At 67.4% G+C, this 820-nt stretch carries 1 protein-coding gene; it reads right to left on the reverse strand.

Going from position 1 to position 820, the window contains the following annotated elements; translation table 11 throughout:
- Positions 1–109 precede the first annotated feature (109 nt).
- The coding region (locus AC0KUR_RS37990) for a Dyp-type peroxidase (RefSeq protein WP_473377405.1) at positions 110–820 on the reverse strand (711 nt) is incomplete at its 5' end.

Here is an 820-nt window from a genome sequence, read left to right on the forward strand (position 1 = left end):
CGCGGCGATCAGGTGCCGCAGCGGGCGGCTAACGGGAAAAGTGTTCATGTCGTCGTCGTGAGTTGCATCCGGGCGGGCCGGGGAAATGGGGCGTGGCGTCGCGATGCCGTTACGCTTCGAACAGCGCGGCGCCGATGTACGAACCGGGTTGCGCGCCCGGCGGACACGCGAAGATCGCGCTGCCGACGTGCGTGGTGAACTGGTTCATGATGTCCAGCTTCGCGAGCTTCTCGTTGATCGGGATGAAGCCGCGGCGCGGGTCGCGCTGGTGCGCGACGAACATCAGTCCCGCGTCGTACTCGGTCTGCTGGCGCCACGGCGGCCAGCGCTCGATGTAGAAGTTCGTGCTGTCGTTGTACGAATACGCGCGGCGCAGGATCTGCGCGCCGTTGTTCACCTGCGGCGATGCGAGACGCGCATGCGCGTTGTCGGGGATCACCGGATTGCCGTCCTTGTCGACCGCGTCGAGGTCGAGCGCCTCGAACTCGTGCTGGCCGCCGATCGGTGCGCCGCTGTATTTCTTGCGGCCGAACACCTGTTCCTGGAAGCCGAGCTCGGTGTTGTCCCAGTGTTCGAGCGTGATGCGGATGCGGCGCACGACCGTGTAGGTGCCGCCGTTCATCCACGCCGGGCCTTCGTTGCCGGCCCACACGAATTCGTTCATCGCGGCCGGATCGTCGCGCGACGGGTTCATCGTGCCGTCCTTGAAGCCCATCAGGTTGCGCGGCGTCTCGCCCGGCTTGCCGGACGTGAAGCCGGCCTGGCCCCAGCGCATCTGCACGGCCTTGCCGCCGAGGCGCACGAGCTGGCGCACCGCGTG

This window comes from Burkholderia sp. YHN3-13 (assembly GCF_055810675.1).